This window comes from Caballeronia sp. TF1N1 (assembly GCF_022878925.1).
In the GTDB taxonomy this organism is placed as follows: domain Bacteria; phylum Pseudomonadota; class Gammaproteobacteria; order Burkholderiales; family Burkholderiaceae; genus Caballeronia.
Window position 1 is genome coordinate 469,888 of the sequence record NZ_CP084627.1, and the last position, 19,513, is coordinate 489,400.

Genomic DNA, 19,513 nt, shown 5'->3' on the forward strand with positions numbered 1-19,513 from the left:
ATAGCTTGCAGGCCGAACGCAACCGAACAGCGGCCCGATATTTCCGAAGAGCGCCGGGCGAGAACCTTGCGACACTACCCAACACCCCGGCTGACACTTCCGCGACGTTTGGCAGCGAATACTGTATGCGTGTACAGTGCTGTTCGCTGCAATAGGCGCGTATCCAGCAATCGACGCGCCGCTGCAAGCGGCTCGTGACAGCCGTCCAACTCATTGAACCGGTTGAAAAATTGGCATCGAACAACGCAATCCGCATCCGCGGCGCTCGGCAACACAATCTCAAGAATCTCGATCTCGACCTGCACACCGGCCAGATGACGGTCGTCACCGGCCCGTCCGGTTCGGGTAAATCGAGTCTCGTGTTCGACACGCTTTATGCCGAAGGCCAGCGGCGCTATGTCGAAACCTTCAGCGCCTACGCCCGGCAGTTTCTCGATCGCATGGACCGGCCGCAGGTGGATCGCGTGGATGGCGTGCCGCCCGCTATCGCCATCGACCAGACGAACCCGGTGCGCAGCTCGCGCTCGACCGTCGGCACGATGACCGAACTGAACGATCACCTGAAACTGTTCTACGCCCGCGCCGCCGAACTGTTCGACAAGAAGTCCGCGCTGCGCGTGCGTCACGACACGCCGGAAACCATTTACGCCGAACTGCTCGAGCGCACGCGCACGGACGACCCGCGTCTCGCGATCACGTTCCCGGTCGAATTGCCGGACAGCGCAAGCGATGACGAAGTTGCCCAATGGCTTTCCGCGAGCGGCTATACGCGCGTTCAGGCGAAACGTCACATCGAAACCGAAAGCGGCAAGCGCCAGTTGCTCGACGTCGTCGCGGACCGTTTTCGCCTGCACAACACCGAACGCTCGCGCGCGCTCGAAGCGATCGAAAGCGCGCTCTTGCGCGGCACCGGTCGCGTGAATGTCTACATGCTGAAGGACGAAGGCGAGCCGGAAATCTGGCGCTTCTCGACCGGTCTGCATAGCCCCGAAAGCGACCTGCGTTACGCGGATCCGCAGCCCGCGCTGTTCTCGTTCAATTCGGCCTACGGCGCGTGCGAAGCGTGCCGTGGTTTCGGCCGCGTGATCGGCGTGGATTTCGGCCTCGTCATTCCCGATGAAAAGAAGACGCTGCGCGAGGGCGCGGTCAAGACGCTGCAAACGCCCGCGTGGAAAGAAAATCAGGACGATCTCGTGCGCTATGGCGCGAAGGCGGGCATTCGTCTCGGCGTGCCATGGAACGAACTCACGCAGAAGGAACGCGACTGGGTCATCCACGGATCGCCCGACTGGACCGGCAAGTGGCAGAACCAGTGGTACGGCGTGCAGCGCTTCTTCGACTATCTGGAGTCGAAGGCGTACAAGATGCATATCCGCGTGCTGCTCTCGAAGTACCGCAGCTATACGACGTGCCCGACATGCGACGGCGCGCGTCTGAAGACCGAATCCATGCTGTGGCGTCTCGGCACGAAGGAGCAGGCCGATGCCGTGCTCGCGCCGGCCAGTCGCTTCATGCCGAAGGGCGTCGACTGGACACGCGAGCAGCTCGAAGCGCTGCCCGGTCTCACCGTGCACGATCTCATGCTGATGCCGATAGAGCGCATCCGCCGCTTCTTCGATTCGCTCACGCTGCCCTCGACCTTGCTCGATGAAGCACTCAAGCTCTTGCACGCCGAGGTGCGCACGCGTCTGAAGTATCTGTGCGATGTCGGGCTCGGCTATCTCACGCTGGACCGGCAGAGCCGCACGCTGTCGGGCGGCGAAGTGCAGCGTATCAATCTGACGACCGCGCTCGGCACTTCGCTCGTCAATACGCTTTTCGTGCTGGATGAACCGAGCATCGGGCTGCATCCGCGCGATTTGAACCGCATCGTCGAGGCCATGCATCGTCTGCGCGATGCGGGCAATACGCTCGTCGTCGTGGAGCACGATCCATCGGTGATGCTTGCGGCGGATCGTCTCATCGACATGGGTCCGGGGCCGGGTGAACGCGGCGGGCAGATCGTCTATGACGGCACGCCGGGCGATGTCGAGTCGAGCGACACGCTCACCGGCGCCTATCTCGGCGGCCGCAAGCAAGTGGCGCACGCGTCGAACTGGAATCGTCGCGCGACCGACGCGAAGACGCCGCGTCTCGTGCTCGAAGGCGCGAGCGATCACAACCTGCAAGACGTGACGGTCGAGATTCCGTTGCAACGCCTCGTCTGCGTGACAGGCGTATCGGGTTCGGGCAAATCGACCTTGATTCAGGACGTGCTCGCGCCCGCGCTCATGCGTCACTTCGGCAAGGCGACCGAGACGCCGGGCGCATTTCGCGCGTTGAAGGGCGCGGAGCAACTGAGCGATGTGGTCTTCGTCGATCAATCGCCTATCGGCCGCACGGCGCGCTCGAATCCGGCGAGTTACGTCGGCGCGTTCGACGAGTTGCGCAAGCTCTTTGCGAAAGCGCCGCTTGCCGCACAGCGCGGCTATAGCGCAAGCATGTTCAGCTTCAATTCCGGCGATGGCCGCTGCCCGACTTGCGGTGGCTCGGGCTTCGAACACGTCGAGATGCAGTTTCTGAGCGACGTCTATCTGCGGTGTCCCGATTGCGACGGCAGGCGTTATCGCGCGGAAATCCTCGATGTGAAGATCGAGCGCGGCGGCCGCCATCTGAGCGTGGCGGACGTGCTCGAACTCACGGTGAGCGAAGCCGTCGAGCTCTTTGCGAATGATGCGGAAGTATTGCGCGTGTTGCAGCCTATCGTCGATGTCGGCCTCGAATACGTGAAGCTCGGTCAGCCGGTGCCCACGCTTTCGGGCGGCGAAGCGCAGCGCCTGAAACTCGCGGGTTTTCTGGCGGAAACCGCGTCGCCTGCGAGCAAGAGCGAAGCGAAGCACGGCCGCCTCTTCATGTTCGACGAGCCCACCACGGGCCTGCATTTCGACGACATCGCCAAGCTCATGCGTGCGCTCGGCCGTTTGCTCGAACGCGGGCATTCTTTGATCGTCATCGAACACAATCTCGACGTGATTCGCGCGGCCGACTGGATCATCGATCTCGGTCCGGAAGGTGGCGACGGCGGCGGTCAGGTGGTATGCGTCGGCACGCCGGATGAAGTGGCCGCGTGCGAGCATTCGCACACGGGCCGCGCGCTCGTCGATTATGAAGAAGCGATGGCGCCCGGCGCCGCCGACAAGCGCGCGGGCGTGCCGCTGCAACTGGCCGCGGAAGTGGCGAGCGCGCGCCGTGCTCTGCAGGGCGAGGACGTGGTGCGTATCGTGAATGCGCGCGAACACAACCTGAAGTCGCTCGATGTCGATATCCCGCATAACAAGTTCAACGTGGTCACGGGCGTGTCGGGCTCGGGCAAATCGACGCTCGCCTTCGACATTCTTTTCCACGAAGGTCAGCGTCGTTATCTCGAATCGCTCAATGCGTATGCGCGTTCCATCGTGCAGCCCGCTGGCCGGCCGGAAGTCGATGCGGTCTATGGCATTCCGCCTACCGTGGCAATCGAACAGCGTCTCTCGCGCGGCGGCCGCAAGAGCACGGTCGCGACCACGTCGGAAGTCTGGCACTTCCTTCGGCTGCTCTATGTGAAGCTCGGCATACAGCACTGCGTCAACGACGGCACGCCGGTGCAGGCGCAAAGTTCGGAGTCGATAGCCGCGCAGATTTTGCGCGACTACAAGGGTCAGCACGTCGGCCTGCTCGCGCCGCTCGTCGTGAATCGCAAGGGTGTCTACACCGATCTCGCGAAATGGGCGAAGGCGCGCGGCAACTCGCATCTGCGTGTGGATGGCGAATTCCTCTCCGTCGATCCGTGGCCGAAGCTCGATCGTTTCCGCGAACATACGATCGAACTGCCCGTGGCGGACCTCGTGGTATCGGCGGATAACGAAGCGGAACTGCGCCGCCTGCTGGACGATGCGCTCGAACTCGGCAAGGGCGTGATGCATTTGTGCGCGCCGCTCGACGATCTGCACGGCGCGTTGTCCAATGGCAAGAAGCGCGGCAAGGAAGAGACCATCGTGTTCTCGACCAAGCGCGCATGTCCCACTTGCGGCACGAGTTACCCCGAACTCGATCCGCGCATGTTCTCCTACAACAGCAAGCACGGTTGGTGCAACACATGCGTGGGCACGGGCGTGAAACTCACGCGCGAACAGCGCGCCGCATTCGACGATACAGTCTTCGCGCAGGACGATCGCGGCCGCGAACAGAGCATCGGTTCGGTGGATCAGGAACCGGACGATATCGTCGATCAACCGTGTCCCGAGTGCGAAGGCACGCGTCTGAACGACGTGGCGCGCGCCGTCACGTTCGGCAACTATCCGATCACGGAGGTCGGTCGCTGGACCGTGACGGACACGCGCGAATGGATCGCGGCGCTCAAGCTGCAAGGCCGCGATGCGGACATTGCGCGCGATGTCATCAGCGAGATCGAAGGGCGTCTGCAATTTCTCGAGGAAGTGGGCCTCGGTTATCTGAGTTTGGATCGCGCCGCGCCCACGCTGTCGGGCGGCGAAGCGCAGCGCATCCGGCTCGCGGCGCAGCTTGGCAGCAACCTGCAAGGCGTGTGTTACGTGCTCGATGAACCGACCATCGGACTGCATCCGCGTGACAATCTGATCCTGCTGTCCGCGCTCAAGAAGCTCAACGACAAGGGCAATACGCTCGTCGTCGTCGAGCACGACGAGGACACCATTCGCCGCGCGGATCACATCATCGATATCGGGCCGGGCGCGGGCAAGCGCGGCGGCACGGTGGTGGCGCAGGGCACGGTGTCGGACCTCGCCGCGCACAAGGACTCGCTCACGGGTCAGATGCTCGCGAACCCGATCGTGCATCCGTTGCAGCCGCGTCGGGAAGTGCGCGCGGCCGCGGGCAAGCGGCCCGCCGTGCCCGAGCAATGGCTCACGGTCGAAAAGGCGACGCTGCACAATCTGCGCAACGTGACGGCGAGCGTGCCGCTCAATCGTCTGGTCGCCATCACGGGCGTTTCCGGTTCGGGCAAGTCCACGCTCGCACGCGACGTGTTGATGACTAACCTGCTCGATGCCGTCGGCCGCTCGGTGCTTTCGTCGCCCGCCGTGCGGCGCGCGCGCCGCGCCGTGCAGACCGATGCGCCCGCGAAGTCGCGCGCTTCCGTGCTCGCACGCGAAGCGCCGCGCCCCAAGTTCGATGTCGTGCACGCGTGGCAAGGCTGCGCGGGCGTGACCGGCTTCGAGTCGATCGATCGCGTGCTGGAAGTGGATCAGACGCCCATCGGCAAGACGCCGCGTTCGTGTCCGGCTACGTATATCGGCATGTGGGACACCATCCGCAAGCTTTTCGCCGATACGCTCGAAGCCCGCGCGCGCGGCTACACGCCATCGCGTTTCTCGTTCAACACCGGCGACGGACGCTGCCCGGCGTGCGAAGGCCAGGGCGTGCGCACTATCGCCATGAGCTTCTTGCCGGACGTAAAGGTGCCGTGCGATGTTTGCCACGGCCAGCGCTTCAATCCGGAGACGCTTGCGGTGACTTGGCGCGGCAAGAATATCGGCGAAGTGCTGACCATGGAGATCGACGAAGCCGTGGAGTTCTTCGCGTCGATGAACAGCATCGCGCATCCGTTGCAGTTGATGAAGGACGTGGGCCTCGGTTATCTCACGCTCGGACAGCCGTCGCCGACGCTCTCGGGCGGCGAGGCGCAGCGCATCAAACTCGTCACCGAGTTGTCGAAGGTGCGCGACGACATCACGCGGCGTGGCCAGAAGCCGCCGCACACGCTCTACGTGCTCGACGAACCGACGGTCGGTCTGCATATGGCCGATGTCGCCAAGCTGATTCGCGTGCTGCATCGGCTGGTGGATGGCGGGCATAGCGTGATCGTCATCGAGCACGATCTCGATGTGATCGCCGAAGCGGACTGGGTGCTCGATCTCGGACCCGAAGGCGGCGTGAACGGCGGCACGATCGTCGCGGCGGCGGACCCGGAAACGCTGGCGAGCCATCCGCGCAGTCACACCGGAACGGCGCTGCGGCCCGTGCTTGGTCGAACGCGCGCGACGGAAGACGCGGCCTGAAAATCGCGATCTGGCGCGGGCTTGCAGTCAAGCCCGCGCCGTCGCATTGGGTGGAGCAATCATGTCTCAAGCCATTTCGGATCTAAACACGCTGCTCGCTTCAATGCGTCCCGAGCTTCAGCCCGGCGTCTATGTGTTCGCGTCCCTGCCGCAAGATGCGGTGGTGAGCGGCGCGGGCATCGTCGCCACGTTCCGTGAACGCGAAGGCATGACCGTCGTGATGGAGGAAGCGGCGGCGCAAGCGGCGAACATCGCGCCGTTGTTTCGCGCCGCGTGGATCACGCTCACGGTGCATTCGGACCTCGCCGCGGTCGGGCTGACGGCTGCGTTCGCGCGTGCGCTCGGCGACGCGGGCATCAGTTGCAATGTGCTTGCGGCGGCTTATCACGATCACATCTTCGTGCCGGTGGACCATGCCGGGCGCGCAATCGAAACCCTCTTAGCCTTGCAGCGAAGTGCTGATAAGCTTGCGCCCTCGTCAAACCCGCCAACTCGATAGCACAGCATGGATACGCAGGATAAAGCCGTCGCGCTCAAGCGCATGAAGTGGTTCGCAGCCGCGCTGCTCGTCGCGGCGGGCGCGCTTTTCGCGCTCGCCAAAAGTCAGCACGATGCCGGCGCGTGGGCGTGGGTCTCGTCGTTCGCGGAAGCCGCGATGGTCGGCGCGCTCGCGGACTGGTTCGCGGTCGTCGCGCTGTTCCGGCATCCGCTCGGCGTACCGATTCCGCATACCGCCATCCTTCCCGCGAACAAGGCGCGGGTGGCGGACAACCTCGCCGCATTCGTGCGCGACCGCTTTCTCGGCACCGATGCGCTCGTCGCGCGCGTCAACGCCTTCGACCCGGCAAGCCGCCTGTCGCTCTGGCTCGCCGAGCCCAAGAACGCCGCGCTGCTCGGCAACAAGGCAGTGACGGCGGTCGGTCAGTTGCTGTCCCTGATCGACGACGAGCGCGTCAAGTCGATGCTTCACGAAGCCATCCGCCGCCGCGCCGAGCAATTCGATCTCGCGGGCGCGGCGGGCGAAGTACTGTCGACGCTGACGGAAGATTGCCGTCATCAGTTGCTGCTCGACGAAGGCCTGAAGCAGATGGCCGCGTGGCTCGACAAGCCCGAAGTGCAGGAGATGCTGGCGGCGCGCATCGTCGGCGTGGCGGGCGAGGAGTATCCGAAGCTCATCGGCATGCTGGGTTTCGTCGGACTGAACGCGGAGGAACTCGGCGCGAAGTTCGCGGCAGGTCTCGTGCGCGGCGCGAATCAATGGCTGCACGATGTCAGCGAGGACCCGGAACACGAGCGTCGCAAGGCTTTCGACGAAGCCGTCGCGCGCTTCATCGAGCGTCTGAGGAGCGATCCGGCGTTCAAGTCGCGTATCGACGACCACAAACGCGAGTGGCTCGCGCGGCCGGAGTTGCGCGGCTACGTGAGCGGCCTTTGGGACGAGTTCATCGGCTGGCTCGACGCCGATCTCAAGCGCCCGGACTCGACGCTGCACGGGCGCGTCGTGGCGGTGGCCGGCAGCTTTGCGCAGGCGCTGGGCGGCGATCCGGCCTTGCGCGATTCGATCAACGAACACATGCGCGACGCGCTGAAAGCGCTTGCGCCGGAGTTGCGCGAGGGGATCGCGAAACACATCGCCGCGACCGTCAAGCAATGGGACGACGCCACGCTCGTGCGCGATGTCGAGCTGAATATCGGCCGCGATCTGCAGTTCATTCGCGTGAACGGCACGCTCGTGGGCGGCGCAGTCGGGCTGCTGATTCATGCGGTAACGGTTCTTACGGCCTGACGCTTTATCGCCGCTCCACGCTCAGACGCCCGGCGGAGCGCCTGCCGCCGGCGTCATCGACGGTCACGGACAAGCCGGAAGTAAGCGCTATTTCCAGCAACGCGTTGCGGTTCGCGTCGGCGTTCGCGGCGGTCCGCACACGCCACTCCATGCCGTCGGGTGTCTGGAGCACGTAGCTCGGCTGGTCGCCGGCGCAGTTGGCATCGATCAGGCGTGTGACATTGCCCGTTTTCGTGCCGGCATGACGATCGTCACCACAATGAAAACTGGGACTGCCCGCGCGCGGCAGGCCGACCGCGACGCCTGTTACGACGGAATTGACGTCTGCGGTGATACTGACCGGCAACCCCCACGCCAGCGCGCGGACCAACATGTGGTGGCGGTGAGGGCAGATCTTCGCGTTCATTTGCACGCAATATTGGCGGCCGTCCCACGCGCGCAAAAGGTAATTGACTCGATCGAGCGTGTCGTAATCGATTATGCGAGTGAGAAAGCCGGTACGCGTTTCGGTCAGCCTGAGACTGAAACAGATCAGCGGCGGCGTTTCTTCGGCGAGATAAGTGCCGATTGAAAGGCCGGTGACATAATGATACTCATTGCCATATACGGTAAGTGGCAGGCCGGCACCCACTGCCATTATCATTAACCCGAGTTTTTCAGCGTCCGGTCGCCGTTCCAGACGAGCGTGATAACGCGCGCCGTCCACGCTTTTTAGAACGATGCCGAGCGTGTCGCAGGTTTCGGTGTCGATTATCTCTTCGATGAAACCTGTACGCGGCGTATTGCCGAGCGGCTCGGCCGTGCATCCGAGATTCGGACCGAAGCGCCGTGAGCCGATCGAAACGCCCGTGACGTAATAATCCGCGCTGGCGCGAATAGTCACCGGCAAGCCCGATCTGAATGCCATGAGCATCAGCATATGGCGATTGCGGTTATCGTCGGACGTCATTTGCGCGCAATAATGCGAACCGTCGGGGCAGCGCAGAATATAGCCGAAGGTTCCGAGGCTGTCGGCATCGTCTATCTGCACGATGAGTCCGGTCCTGACGTCGTTCAGCAGGTTCCATTTGAAGAGCGAGGTCTCGGATAACCGCGTGTGTTTCAAGCCTACGGAAACAACGTCAATAAATCGTTGGCAATTAGCATTGATCGATACCGGCAAGCCAAGCGCCATTGAAAGCTGCAGTAATGCGTTTCGGTAGGGGTGATCGAGTTTATTCAATAACGCGCAATAATGTGTGTTCTCGCGGGTTTTAAGCACGTAGGTAACGCAATCAGAATCCGCATTATCGATCGACCGGATAATCGAGCCGCTTCGGGTATCCATGAGAAAGGACTCGGCCTGCCCATTGATCAGCGCATTTCTTGGTTTTCGGAATCGCATGACTGCCTCGAGAGCGGGCGGTTGTGGAATGATCGGCTTTTGGAAGCGCAAATGGGAAACTAAACTAAATAAGCGTGTAGACGCTTCACCGCAATTTCATTGCGATGCTGTATCGGCAAGAACGAAGGTTTCTAAAGAGAGTAGGAAGTGACACGAATTTAGATAAACAATTTTTCGGCGTCAATTATGGTTTCGCCTTTTTTCGGGGGGTGTGCATGGGTGGGTAATCATTTGCAGATGCATTTGAAGACAAGTTGAATATCACTCGACTGTAATCCTGCTTTTTCGCATCTATCGCGTTTAAAAGACGCCGAACAAAGCACGCAGTCGCGAAGAATTAGCGCTGCAGCATTGCGCGAGCCGGGAGAGAATGCGAACTTGCACGCGCCAGCGGCCCTTCCGGAAGCTCATGCCCAATTCAAACACCGAACTCATCGAGCGGTTCTACCTCGCCTTTCAGGAGCGCGACGCCGAGGGGATGGCCGCGTGTTACGCGCCCGATGTCCGCTTTCAGGACCCCGCGTTCGGCCTGCTGCACGGCCGTGAGGTCGGCGACATGTGGCGCATGTTGCTCGGCCGCGCGGCGGATTTCTCGCTGACCGTGGATGAAATCCGCTCGATCGGGCAGACCGCGAGCGCCGTCGCCATCGCGCGTTATACCTATTCGGCCACGGGCCGGCCGGTCGTCAATCGCATCGAGTCGCGCTTTGCTATCCGCGATGGCTTCATCGTCGAGCACATCGACACCTTCGATCTCTGGCGCTGGAGCCGTCAGGCGCTCGGCGCGAGCGGTTTGCTGCTCGGCTGGACACCGCGAATGCGCGCGACGATCCAGAAGAAGGCGCGGCGCGCGCTCAGCGATTATCGGAACAAGGCGGCGACATGACGCGTATCGAAGCGAATCGGGACGCGCCTTTCGACGCCGCGCGCCTGGAAGACGAATGGCTCGAACCGGATGCCTTCGGCGGCTTCGCGTCCGGCACCGTCGGCACGTTGCGCACGCGGCGCTATCAGGCGTTGCTGCTCGCCGCCACCGCGCCGCCCGCCGGGCGCGTCGTGCTGGTGAATGGCGTCGAGGCATGGCTCGATGTAAACGGAAAGCGCCACGCGCTCACGATGCAACGCTACGCGCCCGACGTGCTTTACCCGGACATCTCCGCGAGCCTCCTCTCCTTCGATACCTCGCCGTGGCCCACGTGGCGCTTTCGTATTGGCGACGAAACGGTGGCGAGCGCGGAAGTGTTCGTCGTGAAGGACAGCGGCGAGACGGTGCTGCGCTGGCGGCTCGAAACGCCCGTGCCGAAAGCCACGCTCGAAGTACGGCCGCTTCTTTCGGGCCGCGACTATCACGCGCTGCATCACGAGAACGGCGCGTTTTCCTTCGATGCAACCGTCGACGTGGAGCGTGTGCATTGGCGTCCGTACGCCGATCTGCCGGCTATCGGCGCGACGTCGAACGGGGCTTATCGGCACGCGCCGGACTGGTATCGCAACTTTAGCTATGCGCGTGAGCGCGACCGCGGTCTCGATTTCACCGAAGACCTCGCCGCACCCGGCGTCTTCAGCTTCGATCTCGTACGCGGCGATGCGGTGCTAATCTTTCATGCCGACACCGGCCGCGAACAGGCGCACGAGGGCAATGCGGTAGCGCTTGCCACCCGACTCGCCACGCGAGAGAGCCAAAGGCGCGCCGCGTTCGGCTCGCGGCTCGCGCGTTCCGCCGACGCCTATATCGTGGATCGCAACGTCGGCAAGACGGTCATCGCGGGCTATCCGTGGTTCACCGACTGGGGCCGCGACACCTTCATCTCGATGCGCGGTCTTCTGCTCGCGGCGGGCCGTTTCGCCGATGCCGAATCGATTCTGCTCGAATGGGCCGATACGCTCTCGGACGGCATGCTGCCCAACCGCTTCCCGGACGGCGGCGGCATGCCCGAATACAACTCGGTCGATGCCTCGCTGTGGTTCGCCGTGGCGGTGCACGATTACCTGGCGACGGGCCACGCCAGCGCCGCGACCGCGAGCCGCCTGCAACACGCGGTCGATTCCATTCTCGAAGGCTATACGCGCGGCACGCGCTTTGGCATCGCGGCGGACGCGGACGGTCTGTTGCGCGCGGGCGTCCCGGGCGTTCAGCTAACGTGGATGGACGCGAAGGCGGGCGACTGGGTGGTGACGCCGCGCATCGGCAAACCGGTGGAAGTCGAGGCGCTGTGGTTCAACGCGCTGTCGATAGCAAGCGCGTGGAATGCGCGCTGGACCGCGCCGCGCGACGCTGCGCTCGCGGCTTTCCTCGCGCGCTTCGTCGATCCCGACACACGCGCGCTGTACGATGTCGTCGATGCCGATCACGAAGCCGGCAAGCTCGATCGTTCGATCCGTCCGAATCAGATCTTTGCGCTGGGCGGTCTGCCTTTCGCGCTCGTCGATGGCGACATCGCTCAAGCCGTGCTCGCGCAAGTGGAAACCCAACTGCTGACACCACTCGGCTTGCGCACGCTCGCGCCGGCCGACCCGGCGTATCGTCCGCGTTATGCGGGTGGCGTGCTGGAACGCGACGGCGCCTATCATCAGGGAACCGTGTGGCCCTGGCTCATCGGGCCGTTCATCGAGGCGTGGATTCGTGTGCATGGCGCAGCGGGCGCGCGCGAGCGCTTCATTGCGCCGCTCGAAGCGCATCTGGACCGGTACGGTCTCGATCATCTGTCCGAAGTCGCCGACGGCGATGCACCCCATACGCCTGGCGGCACACCGTTCCAGGCGTGGTCGCTCGGCGAATTGCTGCGCATAGAAAAGCTTCTGACCGAAACACGCTAAATTACGAGTCTTGCCCGCGGCATCGAACGCCGCTCATCAGGAGAAATATCCATGCCGAAATCGCGCGCCGTCAATCAGATCGACACCGTCGAAGGCTCGCGTCTGCATTCGAGCGATTGCCCGCGCTGGCAACGCTGGGGACCGTATCTGAGCGAACGGCAATGGGGCACGGTGCGCGAGGATTACAGCGATAACGGCACCGCGTGGGATTACTTTCCGCACGATCACGCGCGCAGCCGGGCGTATCGCTGGGGCGAGGACGGCATCGCCGGATTCGGCGACGACAAGCTCAACTGGTGCGTCTCGCTCGCCTTGTGGAACGGCGCCGATCCAATCATCAAGGAACGGCTTTTCGGGCTCACCAACGAGCAGGGCAATCATGGCGAGGATGTGAAGGAGCTGTACTTTTACATCGACGGCACGCCGACGCACTCGTACATGCGCATGCTCTACAAGTATCCGCATGCGGCGTTTCCTTATTCCGATCTCATCGAGGAAAACGCGCGGCGCGGCGCGGACAAGCCCGAATACGAAGTGCTCGATACCGGCGTGTTCGACGATGGCCGCTACTTCGACGTGCAGGTGGAATACGCGAAGCACACGGCGGACGATATCGTCATGCGCGTGAAAGTGGAGAATCGCGCGGACTGCGCCGCTACCATCGACGTGATGCCGCAAATGTGGGCGCGCAATACGTGGTCGTGGAAGAAGGTGTCCGATAAACCCTCGCTGAAACTTCAGACGGTGAACGGCGTGACCTATGTCGCGGCGGAACACGGCGGACACGAACAGATGGTACTCACGGCATGGTCGCCGGATACGCCCGATGTCGAATGGCTCTTCTGCGAGAACGAGACCAACGTCAAGCGTCTTTTCAATATGGAGGGCCCGGGTCCGTTCAAGGATGGCGTGAACGACTACATCGTCCACGAGGACGAACACGCGATTCGCCGCGACACCGGCACGCGCGCGACGGCTCGCGCGCATCTCGAGATCGCGCCATTCGGGACGGCGACGGTGTTCATGCGCTGGCGTCCCGAATCCGCGCCCGACACCGTGCCGCTCGATGCCGACGCGCTCTTCGCGCGCCGTATCGCGGAAGCCGACGAGTTCTACGGCGCGTTGCAGCACGACATCACCGACGCCGATCAGCGGCTCGTGCAACGTCAGGCGCTGGCCGGCATGCTGTGGTCGAAGCAGTATTACCAATTCGACGTTACGCGCTGGCTCGACGGCGATCCGCTGCAGCCTACGCCGCCGCAATCGCGCCGTCGCGGGCGCAATGCGGAGTGGCGGCATCTGTGCAACGCGGACATCGTGTCGATGCCCGACAAGTGGGAATATCCGTGGTACGCGTCGTGGGATCTCGCGTTCCATGCGGCCGCCTTCGCATTGATCGATCCGGAGTTCGCCAAGCGCCAGATGCTGTTGCTCGTGAAGGACCGTTATCAGCATCCGAATGGCCAGCTGCCCGCCTACGAATGGGCTTTCGGCGACGCCAATCCGCCCGTGCACGCGTGGGCGACGTGGCGCGTCTACGAGATCGACCGCGCGATCACCGGCAAAGGCGACCGCGACTTCCTGGAACTCGTATTCCACAAGCTGCTGCTCAACTTCTCGTGGTGGGTCAACCGCAAGGACGCCGACGACCGCAACATCTTCCAGGGCGGCTTTCTCGGGCTGGATAACGTCGGCATCTTCGATCGCTCGTCGCCGCTGCCGACAGGCGGTCATATCGATCAGGCCGATGGCACCGCATGGATGGCCGCGTACGCGCTCGACCTCATGCGTATCGCGCTCGAACTGGCCTACGCGAACAAGGTGTTCGTGGATATCGCGGTGAAGTTCTTCGAGCACTTCTTGTATATCGCGGAAGCCGTGAGCTGCGAGGACGACTGCGACACGGGTTTGTGGGACGGCGAGGACGAGTTCTTCTACGACAAGCTGCGTCTGCCGGACGGCTCGAATGTACCGATGCGCGTGCGGTCCATCGTCGGGCTCATTCCCATGTTCGCCGTGCACGTGCTCGAACCGAACGTGCACAAGGCGCTGCCGGGACTGCGCGACCGGCTGCACTGGTTCCTCGAACATCGGCCGGATCTCGCGCGGCTCGTGTCGCGATGGAATATCGCGGGGCAGGGCAATAGCGTGCTGCTGTCGCTGTTGCGCGGGCATCGCATGAAGGCGCTGCTCAGACGCATGCTCGACGAAAGCGAGTTTCTCTCCGACCACGGCGTGCGCGCGCTGTCGCGGGTGCATCGCGACAATCCGTTCGTGTTCTATCACAACGGTGACAGCTTCTCGGTGCAGTATCTGCCGGCCGAGTCGAACTCGCGCGTGTTTGGCGGCAACTCGAACTGGCGCGGGCCGATCTGGATGCCGGTGAACTATCTGCTGATCGCGTCGCTGCACGAATTTCATCGCTATTACGGCGATGATTTCCGCGTGGAGTATCCGACCGGCTCGGGACAAAAGTTTTCGCTGAAACAGATCGCCGACGAACTCGCGCGCCGTCTGACCACGCTCTTCTTGCTCGACAAGAACGGCGAACGTCCGGTGATGGCGGCGTATCCGCAACTCCAGGCGGACCCGCGTTCGCGCGATCTCGTGTTGTTCCACGAATACTTTCACGGCGACAACGGACGCGGCGTGGGCGCATCGCATCAGACCGGCTGGAGCGGGCTTGTTGCGTTGCTGTTGCAGCCCTTGGCGATGGGACCGTCAGGCGTCGTGCCGCTCGCCGGCGAAACCGATGCCGAGGTGCAGGAGTTTGCCGGCGCCAAGTAACGGTCCGTCATCGTCGCTAAAAGTCAACCTCTGCCATCCGGCTGATAGTTAGGAAAAGTCGTATATCGCTTGTGTCTCCATCTGCGTAAGTTTGCGAAAACGCAAACTTGAGGACGGTTTGGAGATAAAAATGAAACAAACTACGCAAGGATATTCTGTCAGCGGCTATCAGACCGAATGGGGCGCCGCAACCCGCCAACGGACCGAAAATCAGGACAGTCCGCCCTACAAAATGGTCGTGGTGGTGTTCGCGGCGGCCATGCTGGGCGGCGCTTATGTGTCGGCCACGCTGCAAAGCATCGCGCTCGGCTGGATGGCGGGCGTCGGCATTCTGGGCGCGCTCGGCGCCATCATTCACCGCTGGTGCACGGGTCCCGATGCACTGGAGCGCCGCCTGAACGCACGCGCCCGCGCGCGTCACAACGCGGTGGCCCGGTGCGGCATCAACTTCGATCTCAAGCAGCAGCGCTCTGGCGGATTTCGTTCGCGGAACTCAGCAACACGGGAATGGACTTCGAAGTCGGCGTCCCGGCACCATCAGCAGTGGACGACAACGGCACTAGCGGGTTGGTCTCAGGATAGTATGCGCCCAGGCATCCACGAGGAATGTCGTACGCAACGAGGGTGAAGCCGTCCACCTGGCGCACGACATCGTCATCCCAGACACTCGTGATATCCACGAGGTCGCCCGGTTCGAAGCCGAGCATGTCGATATCCTCGCGGTTCGCAAAGAGCACGCGCCGCTGTCCGTACACGCCACGATAGCGGTCGTCGAGTCCGTAGATCGTCGTGTTGTACTGATCGTGCGAGCGCGTGGTCATGAGCGTCATCAGGCGCGCGCCATGCAGGGCGCGGGCGCGGTGAATCGGCGTATCGACGGCAATGGCGTGCACGATGAACTGCGCCTTGCCGCTCGGCGTCTTCCAGACGCGCTCGCGTGAAGCCACGCCCAGATGAAAGCCGCCGGGTTGCTTCAACCGCTCGTTATAGCGCTCGAAGCCCTCGACCACTTTTTCTATGCCGTCGCGAATCAGCGCGTAGTCGTTCGCGTGCGCAAGCCAGTCCACCTTGCCCGAACCGAGCGTCGCATGCGCCATGCGCGCGACGATCGCCACCTCGGAAAGCAGATTCGGCGAAGCGGGCTTGTTCATGCCATACGAGATGTGGACCATGCTCATCGAGTCTTCCACGCTCACGCCTTGCGCCACGCCGTTCTGCATGTCGATCTCGGTACGGCCGAGCGTCGGCAGAATGAGCGCGTCGCGGCCATGCACGAGATGGCTGCGATTCAGCTTGGTCGTGATATGCACGGTGAGGTCGCACGAACGCATTGCTTCCCAGGTGCGCGGCGTGTCGGGCGTGGCGATCGAAAAATTGCCGCCCAGCCCGATGAACACCTTCACGCGGCCTTCGAGCATCGCGTGAATGGATTCGACCACGTCGTAACCGTGCTCGCGCGGCGGCTCGAAGTCGTATGCCGCGCCGAGCTTGTCGAGAAACGCCTGCGTCGGCTTTTCCTCGATACCCACCGTGCGATCTCCCTGCACGTTCGAATGGCCGCGCACCGGGCAAAGCCCCGCGCCGCGCCGGCCGATATTGCCGCGCATCATCATCAGGTTGGACAGCAACTGCACGATCGGCACTGAATTCTTGTGCTGCGTGAGGCCCATGCCCCACGTCGAGATGACGGCGCGGCCTTGCGCGTAGATATCGGCGAGCTTCAAGATTTCGTCGATGGCCACGCCCGATTCCGCGACGATCATCTCCCAGTTCTCGGCGCGCAAGTCGGCGGCGAAGCTGTCGAAGCCAACCGTGTGTTGCGCGATGAAATCGACATCGAGCACGCGGGCCTGGCCATTGGCGAGCGCGGCATCGTCGAGTTCGATCACGCGTTTCGCCACGCCCTTGATGAGCGCGAAGTCGCCACCCACTTTCGGGCGGATGAATACGGAGCTGATCTTCACGCCCTTGGGCGAAAGCATGTCGAGTGTGTGCTGCGGGCTCGCGAACCGTTCGAGGCCGCGTTCTTTCAGCGGATTGATCGACACGATGGTCGCGCCACGTTTCGCGCAGTCGCGCAACTCGCCGAGCATGCGCGGATGATTGGTCGCCGGATTCTGACCGAAGAGCAGCAGCGTGTCGGCGTGTTCGAAGTCGTCGAGCGTCACCGTGCCCTTGCCGACGCCCACGGTATGCGGCAGGCCACGGCTCGTTGCCTCGTGGCACATGTTCGAGCAGTCGGGGAAATTGTTCGTGCCGACCATCCGCACGAAGAGCTGATAAAGGAAAGCGGCTTCGTTGCTTGCGCGGCCGGACGTGTAGAACGCGGCCTTGTCCGGATGGTCCAGCTTGTTGATGTGCGATGCGATTAGCGCGAACGCCGCGTCCCATTCTATCGGCACATAACGGTCGCGCTTGGCGTCGTAGACAAGCGGGTCGGTCAGGCGGCCATGCTGTTCGAGTTCGTAGTCCGACTGCGCCATCAGCGAAGTCACCGTGTGCTCCTCGAAGAACGCGGGCGTGACGCGCTTCGCCGTGGCTTCGGCGGCAACGGCCTTGACGCCGTTTTCGCAGAATTCAAATGTCGATGCATGCGCCCGGTCCGGCCACGCGCAACCAGGGCAGTCGAAGCCATCCGGCTGATTCTGCTTGAAGAGCGTCCGGTAATTGCCGCCCGCGACCTTCTCCTTGACGAGATTGATAGCCACCTGTTTGAGCGCGCCCCAGCCTGCGGCGGGGTGCGTGTACGGTTCGATGCGAGCTTCGGGCTTCTTCATGGTGTGGCGTGTCGACGCACAGGACGATTCGATACGTCGATCCTACTGTTTCCCAAATGGCGCGCGGCGCACAGAAAACGTGAAATAGGAGGGATACAGTTGGTAGACTGAACGCCCTCCTTGTTTCGACACGACCGCCGCCGTGACCCTCTACGAAAAGCTCGCCGATGAGATCGAAGCCGCCGTGCGCCGTGGCGTGTTCGCGCCGGGCGAGCGCATTGCGTCGGTGCGGCAGGCGAGCCAGCAGCACGGCGTGAGCATCAAGACCGTGCTGCATGCCTATGCGTTGCTCGAAGGCCGCGGCGTGCTGGAAACGCGTCCGCAATCCGGCTATTTCGTGCGCGCCAGACCCAAGGCCGAAACGCCGCGTGACGAGACGAAGCGCCGCGCGCGTCCCGTGGCGGTGGCTTCCGAAGTGGACGTAAGCCGGCTCGTGCTCGCCACGCTGCGCAGCATCCGCGCGCACGACGCCGTGCCGTTCGGCTCGCCGTATCCCGATCCCGAGCCGTTCCCCTGGCGGCGCATCAACCAGTACGCAAACGCCATCGCGCGGCGGCACACGAGCTGGAATCTCATCGACGATCTGCCGCCCGGCAACCCCGAGCTCATCCGCCAGATCGCGCGGCGCTACGCGGAGAACGGCGTGAGCGTGGACCCGGCCGAAATCGTGATTACGGTCGGCGCGACCGAAGCGATCAATCTGAGTTTGCAGGCGGTCGCGAAGCCGGGCGATACCGTGGCCGTCGAGTCGCCAACGTATTACGCGATGCTGCACGCCATCGAGCGGCTCGGCATGCGCGCGATCGAGGTGCCGACGCATGCCGTCGATGGCATCGACATCGAGGCGCTGGCGCAGATCATCGGCAAAAGAAAGATTGCTGCTTGCATGGTGATGCCGAATTTTCAGAACCCGCTCGGCTTTCTGATGCCGGATGCGCGCAAGCGGCAACTCGTCGAATTGCTGAGCGAGCACGAGATACCGGTGATCGAAAACGACGTGTATCACGAGCTCTATTTCGGCGATGCGCGGCCTACGACACTCAAAAGTTTCGATACCAAGGGGCTCGTGCTTCACTGCGCGTCGTTTTCGAAGAGTCTCACGGCGTCGTATCGAATCGGCTGGGCGATGCCGGGACGTTTTCGCGCGCAAGTCGAGAAGCTCAAGTTCCTCAACACGCTGACCACGCCTTCGGTGCCGCAAGTCGCCGTCGCCGATTATCTTCGTCAGGACGGTTACGACCGGCATCTGCGCGGCGTGCGCAAGCTCTATCAGCAACAGGCGCGCATCATGCGTGCGATGGTCGAGCGCTTCTTTCCGGCGGGCACGCGCACGTCCGCGCCACAGGGCGGTTATGTGCTTTGGGTCGAATTGCCGGAGCGCGTCGATTCGATGCAGCTTTATCGCGCGGCGCTCGAATGCGGTATCACGGTCGGGCCGGGCTATATGTTCTCGACGCGCAATGCCTTCAGCCACTTCATTCGCCTGAACTACAGCTATCCGTGGACCGCGCAGAGCGAGGCGGCGTTGCAGCGTTTGGGCGAACTCGTCGGCGAAATCGATCGGCGCGCGGCACGAGACGACATAGAGAAGGAGACATAGATGAGCGATGACATCGATCCCATACTCGTCGCCGTTCTGGCGCAACTCTGGCGCGCGCGTCGGGAGAGCCCGGAGAAACCGTGGTCGCTTGCGAAGTTGGCGAAGCAGTCCGATTTGCCGATGAGCGCGTTGCGGCGGCAGCTTACCGGGCTCGCGGATGCGGGGCTGATCGAGATGACGATCACGGAAGAGGGCGCGGGAAGTGCGTGGTTGAGCGCCGAAGGGGTGACGTTATGTGCGGCGGTGTTTGGGGCGGAAGGGTGAGGCGAACGCGGCGCTGGTCTTGTGAAAGCATCGAAATCCATTCAT

The 19,513-nt window shown here is 63.0% G+C and carries 10 protein-coding genes; 8 read left to right on the plus strand and 2 right to left on the minus strand.

Features of this window, described 5'->3' with window-relative positions; genetic code table 11:
* Positions 1-230 precede the first annotated feature (230 nt).
* The 3 genes from uvrA to LDZ28_RS16205 all read left to right on the plus strand — a co-directional run bounded on the left by uvrA (position 231) and on the right by LDZ28_RS16205 (position 7,839).
* Positions 231-6,053, plus strand: a complete 5,823-nt coding sequence (gene uvrA, locus LDZ28_RS16195) for an excinuclease ABC subunit UvrA (protein WP_244829689.1) — start codon at positions 231-233, stop codon at positions 6,051-6,053.
* 61 nt (positions 6,054-6,114) lie between these two features.
* Positions 6,115-6,552 (plus strand): ACT domain-containing protein, encoded by a 438-nt coding sequence (locus LDZ28_RS16200; protein ID WP_244829409.1) that lies wholly within the window; start codon positions 6,115-6,117, stop codon positions 6,550-6,552.
* Between the two features lie 6 nt (positions 6,553-6,558).
* On the plus strand, positions 6,559-7,839 hold the full coding sequence (locus LDZ28_RS16205) for a DUF445 domain-containing protein (protein WP_244829410.1): 1,281 nt from the start codon (positions 6,559-6,561) through the stop codon (positions 7,837-7,839).
* Between the two features lie 4 nt (positions 7,840-7,843).
* On the opposite strand, the gene LDZ28_RS16210 is transcribed toward LDZ28_RS16205, so the two are convergent.
* Positions 7,844-9,223, minus strand: a complete 1,380-nt coding sequence (locus tag LDZ28_RS16210; protein ID WP_244829411.1) for a hypothetical protein — start codon at positions 9,221-9,223, stop codon at positions 7,844-7,846.
* 409 nt (positions 9,224-9,632) lie between these two features.
* Here LDZ28_RS16210 and LDZ28_RS16215 point away from each other — a divergent pair, with 409 nt between their 5' ends.
* From LDZ28_RS16215 to LDZ28_RS16225, 3 genes are read left to right on the plus strand one after another with little or no spacing between them, the layout of a single operon-like run.
* Positions 9,633-10,109 carry a nuclear transport factor 2 family protein gene (locus tag LDZ28_RS16215; protein ID WP_244829412.1) on the plus strand — a complete coding sequence of 159 codons (477 nt, stop codon included), beginning with the start codon at positions 9,633-9,635 and terminating at the stop codon, positions 10,107-10,109.
* The gene (locus tag LDZ28_RS16220) at positions 10,106-12,040 is read left to right on the plus strand and encodes an amylo-alpha-1,6-glucosidase (RefSeq protein ID WP_244829413.1); all 1,935 of its coding nucleotides are present in this window, start codon (positions 10,106-10,108) and stop codon (positions 12,038-12,040) included. Before LDZ28_RS16215 ends, LDZ28_RS16220 begins: the two co-directional genes overlap by 4 nt.
* A gap of 51 nt (positions 12,041-12,091) precedes the next feature.
* Complete coding sequence (locus LDZ28_RS16225) at positions 12,092-14,827, plus strand: glucosidase (RefSeq protein ID WP_244829414.1); 2,736 nt, start codon at positions 12,092-12,094, stop codon at positions 14,825-14,827.
* A 455-nt stretch (positions 14,828-15,282) separates the two neighbouring features.
* On the opposite strand, the gene LDZ28_RS16230 is transcribed toward LDZ28_RS16225, so the two are convergent.
* Complete coding sequence (locus LDZ28_RS16230) at positions 15,283-17,604, minus strand: FdhF/YdeP family oxidoreductase (protein WP_244829415.1); 2,322 nt, start codon at positions 17,602-17,604, stop codon at positions 15,283-15,285.
* A gap of 142 nt (positions 17,605-17,746) precedes the next feature.
* Here LDZ28_RS16230 and LDZ28_RS16235 point away from each other — a divergent pair, with 142 nt between their 5' ends.
* Both LDZ28_RS16235 and LDZ28_RS16240 read left to right on the plus strand, forming a co-directional pair.
* Entirely contained in the window at positions 17,747-19,204 is a 1,458-nt protein-coding gene (locus LDZ28_RS16235; protein ID WP_244829416.1) for a PLP-dependent aminotransferase family protein, read from the plus strand.
* Positions 19,205-19,468 (plus strand): helix-turn-helix domain-containing protein, encoded by a 264-nt coding sequence (locus LDZ28_RS16240; RefSeq protein WP_244829417.1) that lies wholly within the window; start codon positions 19,205-19,207, stop codon positions 19,466-19,468. It begins immediately after the preceding gene.
* Positions 19,469-19,513: the final 45 nt, after the last annotated feature.